This window comes from Burkholderia sp. Ac-20392 (assembly GCF_017104585.1).
Classification (GTDB): Bacteria; Pseudomonadota; Gammaproteobacteria; order Burkholderiales; family Burkholderiaceae; genus Burkholderia; species Burkholderia lata.
The window spans coordinates 1-7,647 of the sequence record NZ_JAAGPB010000418.1; the positions used below are offsets into that span (position 1 = coordinate 1).

Below are 7,647 nucleotides of genomic sequence, written 5' to 3' on the forward strand. Positions count from 1 at the left end.
AGGCGGCGCGCACGCGGCGCGTGGCATCGGTCTGCACCGGCGCGTGCCGGCGCGCCGAGGCCGGCCGGCTCGACGGGCGGCGTGCGGTCACGCACTGGGCGCGCTGCGACGAATTCGCGGCGCGCTATCCGAACGTGCGCGTCGAATCGGATCCGATCTTCATCCGCGAAGGCGCGTTGTGGACCTCGGCCGGCGTGACGGCCGGCATCGATCTCGCGCTCGCGCTGGTCGAGGAGGATCTCGGGCGGGCGACCGCCCTCGACGTCGCGCGCGAACTCGTCGTGTTCCTGAAGCGTCCGGGCGGACAGGCGCAGTTCAGCACGATGCTGTCGATGCAGCGCACCGACGACCGGTTCGGTGAACTGCATGCGTGGATGGCCGAGCACCTGGCGGCCGACCTGTCGGTACCCGCGCTGGCCGAGCGCGTGCGCATGAGCGAGCGCAGCTTCGTGCGCCACTACCGCGCAGAAACCGGCCGCACGCCGGCGCGCGCGGTCGAACAGATCCGCGTCGAGGCCGCGCAGCGCCTGCTCGGCGAAACCGCATGGCCGGTCAAGCGGATTGCCGCACGTTGCGGCTTCGGGTCCGAGGAAACGCTGCGGCGCTGTTTCGTGCGCGTGCTGGGCGTGTCGCCGCAGGGGTATCGCGAGCGATTCGTGCGGTAACGCACGGCGTGCGGCTGTTGTGATCGGGGCCGGAACGATTGCTGCTTTGGACTGAACGCAAATCGATCGTTTTCCAGTCCGAAACGCTGAAACTATTCAGGATCGGAGAACAATGGGTGGGGGCTTGTGCCGAGCCCGTCGTGCGCTCTATTCTGTTCCGTTGGCGATTCGAAGGGGGAGCAGCATGGACCGAATCCAGGCAATGGAAGTTTTTACCCGCGTGGTCGACGCGAACAGCTTCACGCGCGCGGCCGACACGCTCGCGATGCCGCGCGCGTCGGTGACGACCATCATCCAGAACCTCGAGGCGCTGCTCGGCGTGCGCCTGATGCACCGCACGACGCGCAGGCTGTCGCTGACGCAGGAAGGTGCGGCGTACTACGAGCATTGCATGAAGATCATCTCGGAGATCGCGGAGGCCGACGCGAGTTTCCAGACCGGCAACCGCAAGCCGAGCGGCGTGTTGCGCGTCCACATGCCAAGTTCGCTCGGGCGGCGCATCGTGCTGCCGTCGCTGTCGATTTTCCGGCAGCGCTACCCGGATATCACGCTTGAATTGGGCCTATCCGACCGCTACGTGGATCCGGTCGAGGAGGGCATCGACTGCATGATCCGGGTCGGGCCGCTCGAGGATTCGTCGATGGTCGCACGGCGGATCGGGATGCTGAAGCGCGTGACCTGCGCGTCGCCCGATTACCTCGCGCGTCACGGCGAGCCGCACGAGATTGCCGATCTCGCCGAGCATCATGCGGTGAATTATCGGTCGAGTCACGGCGCGCGCGCGATTCCGTGGGTGTTCATGATCGACGGCAAGCCGTTCGAGGTGCGGATGAACGGTGGCGTCACGGTCAACGATTCGGATGCCTATGTGACGTGCGGGCTCGAAGGGTTCGGGATGATCCAGCCGACGCTGTTCATGGTGCTGGAGAACCTGCTTGACGGCTCGCTGGTCGAGGTGCTGCCGGACTGCAATCCTAAGCCGAAGCCGATTTCGATCGTCTATCCGCACAACCGGCATCTGTCGCAGAAGGTGCGCGTGTTCGCCGACTGGATCGCGGAGGTGTTCGAGTCGACGCCGTCGCTGGAAGGTGGGGAGAACTGGCGCGGGCGGGTGGGGGCGCGGGCGGCGCGAGAGCCGCGCAGTTCGGTGGCGGCGTAGCCAGGTACACGAGGCGCATGTGCGACGAGTTGCGTGGACGGTGTCCCATTGCCGATGTTGATCGAGGTGGCGAGCGGATGACCCGATGATCGGCACGTGAAAGCAAGGTCGGTGTATCGCAACAGACCATGAAAAAAGCCGCTGCTCTGAAATGAGCAGCGGCTTTTTTCGTCTCGTGGCGGATCGGCGCGTTTTTTCTTTATTGAAAGTTATCAGCCTACAATGCATTTGTAATAATCAGAATGCTGATGGTAATATTTGCGTCGCCTCGAATATCTGTATTTTTGCCTAATTTCTGAGCGTATTACCGAGGCCTCGGGGTAAGGGTGCTAGTCGCGCCGCGTAAGTTCTGGAGATATTTCAATGAAATTTTTGAAGATGGCAATGGTTGCCGCTTTGTTTGCTGCCGCGCCTACATGGGCTGGGGATCTGACCGGACCTCAGAATAATGCCGTTAGATCAGCGAAGCAGTATCTGAGTATCCAGGGCTTCTCGCGGAAAGGGCTTATTCAGCAACTATCTTCGGATGCCGGGGATGGTTACAAGGTTGCCGATGCCACGGCCGCAGTGGACAGCCTGAACGTCGACTGGAACCGGGAGGCGGCTCGCTCTGCGAAGCAGTATCTCAGTATCCAGGGCTTCTCGTGCAAGGGTCTCATCAATCAACTCTCGTCCAGTGCAGGAGACGCGTACACGGCAAGTCAGGCAACCTACGGCGCAAAACAAGCGGGTGCTTGCTGAGAGCCGCTGATGCTATCTGAGCGTTTTGTTTCTCCTGAGAAAAAGCCACTTATTCAGCCGTATTTTTCTTTACCTATCAACAAGCGATGGAATTGTCTTTGTGTAATTGTGCAATACTTTAGTCCGATAATCATGCAATCCTGTCCCTACTTCACCGTAAAGACTGCTGTGTTGAGAGTGAGAAAAACAACGGCCTGAGCGTAGTCGCGCCATGAGTGTATAGACGCAAGAATCGCAGCACGAAGTGGATTATTTTTGAACGACGAAAATTTGACGCCAGATATTCACGTTGGAATCGGTCATGGCGTGTGGCCGAAATCAGGATGCAGTCGACGGGTTTTGCCGGTAGATTAGTGGCGATTCGATCGAACAAGAGGCGTGCTCGGGAGAATATGCCATAATTTACCGCTGCTACTCAGATCCGGATGCATTCGTCGCCGACGCTCGACTTCGAGGGGCTGAAATGTGGTTCGAGCCACGGGCTGGCTTTTTCTTTTTAGTGAATGCGAATCATGCGAACAAAAATATCATTCGAGACGAAGTCTTTTCGTCATTTGACATCGCTGATGGCGCTCATTTGTCTCGGCGCTTCGTGTCAAGCGTTTGCGGCCGATCGCGCGGTTTGCGCGATCGTATATGACGGTGCTCGGGACGCTTCCGGTGAATGGTTTAGCTCGCCGCAAAAGGCCTATTGCGCCCGTGCGGATCTTGGCAAGATCTGTGACGTACACATCAATCAGGCTGTGCAGTGTTCTGCGGCTGACGAAGGGGAGGTGCCTTGGTATCAGGCGGCGATCGATTTCGCCGCCAACCGCGATGCTTCGGGCGCTACCGTTACTCCCGGTCGAGCGGTTTATTCGGCGGTGGCTTTCACGCGTGGCTCAGTCAATATTACGAAGGTTTTGCCTGGAGACGCACCCATGTCGAACATGGGTGTGCATTTGCAAAGTGGTATTGGCTTGTACGGTACCCCGTCGCAATATGGCACCACACTTCTCAAGCTCGATCCGGCCTGGCAGACGAACTACAACGGTACCGGCCAGGCAGGCCCTCAGCTCAATGCGATGATTGCCGCGAATTGGGCAAGAAAAGGCCGTGACGTCGAGAACTCCGCCAAGCCGTCAACACATGTCGTGATCGACTCCATCGCGATTTCCGGCGTAGTCGATTCGACGAATGCGCTGCCTGCATGTTCGGCGTTCCAGTCGAACCATGTTTGGGTTCGGGATGGCATTACGGTATTCAATGCCTCAGCGGATCAGACGGGCGCGCCGCCGATCATTTCCCGCAACACGATCCGGCAGCTGGCCGGGAATGCCATTTCATTCGGGTTGTACGATCACTTCATCGATTCCAATCAGGTCAGTTGCTCGGGTAACGCGCTTTGCAAACTAGGCCTCGTGCTTTCCGTGCAAGGCGAGAGTAGTGACAAACCGGCGCTTGTCACCGACAACACGATTTGCGGCGTGGGCTTTGGCGGCATCACCTTGATCGGCAAAAATATTGAGGTCGCAAGAAACACGATTCTTTCGGTCGACCGTTCCTGGGATGGGAAGAACAAGCCGGTTGGATCCACCATGGGAATTTCGGCGGGATTCGTCGGCACCTCATACGTCTCGATACACGACAACGTGATCGAAGGGGGGGATTACGGTATCGGCAGCGACGGCTCCTTCCCGTTGTATTTTTCAGTGCCAACCTATGTGGCGTACTGGAGCGACATCACCAGACTCTATCCCGCATTCCGTGGTCTCTACCCGAATGGTCCTGCGAATTCGAATGGCAGCTTGGCCTTGCGGCCGGGTGACGACATCCTCGCGAACCAGGTGATTCTCGATCTCGCATCCAAGCGTGCTGCTGCCGCTGATGACCGGACCGGCTTCGTCACGTTCTTGCGGATCTACAACAACAAGAATTCCAATTCCATCGTTGGAATTTCCCTGTTCAAGGTTGATCGGGCTGAGATCTACGGCAACACGGTCAGCGAAACATCGGCGAACAGTTTGTTTGGCGTGCTGCTCGACTCCGCGATCAACTCCTTCGTCTACTCGAATTCGCTGAACTGGTGGCCGACCGCCATCCTGGTACGCGGCGCGCCTGGTGATGTATCGCACTGGGGGTCTTCGTACAATGGCATCGGGATCCAGCCTCCTGGTCCGCAGTCGACTCAGTGGCAATATCCGGGCAATCGGTTCCAGGGTAACGGCAAAAATGTATCGATTGAAAATGCCGGCACCGGGAACAACGTGTATTGAGGACTGGCCGTCATCTGGTCGAGTATGGCGGTGAGGATAACGAGCCGCCGTTCGTCGCGGATGCACTCGAGTCGCTGGCGGACTCGATTGGTAGAGAGGCGTCACTCGACGGCAAAGCGGAGATCCGGTCGGGTCGCGAGGGCGGCGACGTGCGATTTGGGATCGATGGGGGCTTTCCAGTGGCGGAGAAAATGAAAAAGCCGCTGTTCCTTTCGAAACAGCGGCTCTCGCATTTGGTGGCGAATCAGGGATTCGAACCCCGGACCTGCGGATTATGATTCCGTCGCTCTAACCGACTGAGCTAATTCGCCGAAGAAATGAATTATGGAGAATGCCGGCCTGGCTGTCAACACCTTTTTTCATCGCGGGTGAAAAAGGTACCGGCGGCCGGTGCCGGCCTCGTTGCGGACGGTCGCCGCGCACTGCCGGCAACCGTCCGCCCAGCCACGTCAATCCTGCGCGTAGATGTTCGAGTCCTTCGTCTCCTTGACGAACAGCAGGCCGATCACGAACGTGGCCAGCGCGATCACGATCGGATACCAGAGGCCCGAGTAGATGTCGCCCTTCGCCGCGACGATCGCGAACGCAGTGGCCGGCAGGAAGCCGCCGAACCAGCCGTTGCCGATGTGATAGGGCAGCGACATCGACGTGTAGCGGATCCGCGTCGGGAACATCTCGACCAGCATTGCCGCGATCGGGCCGTAGACCATCGTCACGTAGATCACGAGGATCGTCAGGATCACGATCGTCATCGGCCAGTTGAGCTGTGCCGGGTCCGCCTTTGCCGGGTAGCCGGCCGCCTTCAGCGTCGACGCGAGCGTCTTGTCGAACGCCGCACCCTGCGCCTTCGCGTCGGCCGCCTTGCCTTCATAGGCCGGGACCACCGTGTCGCCGACCTTGATCTGGGCCGTCGCGCCAGCTGGTGCCGCGACGTTCTCGTAGTTCAGGCCGGCCTTCGCGAGCGCGCTCTTCGCGACGTCGCACGAGTTCGTGAACTTCGACGTGCCCACCGGGTTGAACTGGAACGAGCAGGCGGCCGGATCGGCGATGACCGTGATCGGCGCCTTCTGCGTCGCGAGTTCGAGCTGCGGGTTCGCGTAGTGCGTGAGCGCCTTGAACAGCGGGAAGTAGGTCAGCGCCGCGATCAGGCAGCCCGCGAGGATGATCGGCTTGCGACCGATCTTGTCCGACAGCGAACCGAAGAACAGGAAGAACGGCGTGCCGATCAGGAGCGCGATCGCGATCAGGATGTTTGCGCTCGCCCCGTCCACCTTCAGCGTCTGCGTGAGGAAGAACAGCGCGTAGAACTGGCCCGTGTACCACACGACGGCCTGGCCGGCGGTCAGGCCGACGAGCGCGAGGATCACGATCTTCAGGTTCTTCCATTGGCCGAACGCTTCGGTCAGCGGCGCCTTCGACGTCTTGCCTTCCGCCTTGATGCGCAGGAACACCGGCGACTCGTTCAGCTGCATCCGGATCCACACCGACACCGCGAGCAGCAGGATCGACGCGATGAACGGCACGCGCCAGCCCCAGTTGCCGAACGCTTCCTCGCCGATGAGCGTGCGGATGCCGAGGATCACGAGCAGTGACAGGAACAGGCCCAGCGTCGCGGTCGTCTGGATCCACGCGGTATAGAAGCCGCGACGGTTGGCCGGCGCATGCTCGGCGACGTAGGTCGCCGCACCGCCGTACTCGCCGCCGAGCGCGAGGCCCTGCAACAGCCGCATCGCGATGAAGATCACGGGCGCGGCGATGCCGATCGACGCGTAGCCGGGCAGGAAGCCGACCACGAACGTCGAGAGGCCCATGATCACGATCGTCACGAGGAACGTGTGCTTGCGGCCGACGAGGTCGCCGAGGCGGCCGAACACGATCGCGCCGAACGGCCGCACCGCGAAGCCGGCGGCGAAGCCGAGCAGCGTGAAGATGAAGGCGGCGGTCGGATTGACACCCGAGAAGAAACTCTTGCTGATGTAGGCCGCGAGCGAGCCGGCCAGGTAAAAGTCGTACCACTCGAACACGGTGCCGAGCGACGACGCGAAGATCACCTTCTTCTCTTCGCCCGTCATCGGCGCGTGCGAAATTTGCCCGCCTAACGTTGCCATGAGTCGTCTCCAAGTCCCTTGATATAGATGTGTGGCCGCCTTGGGTGAGCGGGCCTGTCGAGGATTATTGGTACGGAAACTTACGGCCGACTGACTCGCGCGTGCAAAACGACTGCACGTTAACCCGCGACGAATCGGTCATTTTGTTCGCTCATCGTGCTGCGAAATGCTTTGAACTTCCGGTAAATTGGCGGTTTCGATGCAATCGAGGCGTGCTGCGGCGGTGCGGGTCAGGGTTAATCCGGGGCCGCTTCGGTCAGCGGCAGGCTGACACGCACGAGCGTGCCGACGAGGCGCGGCGCGTGCTGATAGACGTGGTCGTCGAGCGTCAGCGTGCCGCCGTGCTGCGTGGCGATCTCGCGCACGATCGCGAGCCCGAGGCCGCTGCCGTCGCCTTCGCGGCCGAGGATCCGGTAGAAGCGCTCGACGACGCGCTCGCGTTCGGCGGCCGGAATGCCCGGCCCGGTGTCCTCGACTTCGAGATGCACGCGCTGCGCCGCGGGCTCGGCGCGCACGCGCACCGTGATGCGGCCGCCGTCCGGCGTATAGCGGATCGCGTTGTCGATCAGGTTGCCGAGCATCTCGCGCAGCATCACCGGATTGCCGTCGACGTCGAGCGGCCTGTCGTCCGGTGGGTCCGGCGGGCCTTCGTAGCCGAGATCCATCCGTTTCGCGAGCGCGGCCTGCACCCAGTCGCGCACCGCGCGCCGCGCGAGCGC

Annotated in this window: 6 protein-coding genes and 1 tRNA gene; 4 read left to right on the forward strand and 3 right to left on the reverse strand. The window is 61.0% G+C overall.

Annotation, left to right across the window (positions count from 1 at the left end; translation table 11 throughout):
• The 4 genes from G3N99_RS30745 to G3N99_RS30760 form a co-directional block, all read left to right on the forward strand.
• Positions 1–665: helix-turn-helix domain-containing protein (locus G3N99_RS30745; protein WP_206124257.1), on the forward strand; the 665-nt coding region annotated here is incomplete at its 5' end.
• A 184-nt stretch (positions 666–849) separates the two neighbouring features.
• Complete coding sequence (locus G3N99_RS30750; protein ID WP_206124258.1) at positions 850–1,824, forward strand: LysR family transcriptional regulator; 975 nt, start codon at positions 850–852, stop codon at positions 1,822–1,824.
• 363 nt (positions 1,825–2,187) lie between these two features.
• Positions 2,188–2,565: an Ltp family lipoprotein gene (locus G3N99_RS30755; protein WP_206124260.1), complete on the forward strand. Its 378-nt coding sequence runs from the start codon at positions 2,188–2,190 to the stop codon at positions 2,563–2,565.
• 512 nt (positions 2,566–3,077) lie between these two features.
• The gene (locus G3N99_RS30760) at positions 3,078–4,820 is read left to right on the forward strand and encodes a hypothetical protein (protein WP_206124262.1); all 1,743 of its coding nucleotides are present in this window, start codon (positions 3,078–3,080) and stop codon (positions 4,818–4,820) included.
• 234 nt (positions 4,821–5,054) lie between these two features.
• Here G3N99_RS30760 and G3N99_RS30765 read toward each other — a convergent pair.
• The 3 genes from G3N99_RS30765 to G3N99_RS30775 form a co-directional block, all read right to left on the reverse strand.
• A tRNA-Met gene (locus G3N99_RS30765) sits at positions 5,055–5,131 on the reverse strand.
• Positions 5,132–5,269: 138 nt separating this feature from the next.
• The gene (locus tag G3N99_RS30770; protein WP_174940338.1) at positions 5,270–6,928 is read right to left on the reverse strand and encodes an MFS transporter; all 1,659 of its coding nucleotides are present in this window, start codon (positions 6,926–6,928) and stop codon (positions 5,270–5,272) included.
• 236 nt (positions 6,929–7,164) lie between these two features.
• The coding region (locus G3N99_RS30775; protein ID WP_206124263.1) for an ATP-binding protein at positions 7,165–7,647 on the reverse strand (483 nt) is incomplete at its 5' end.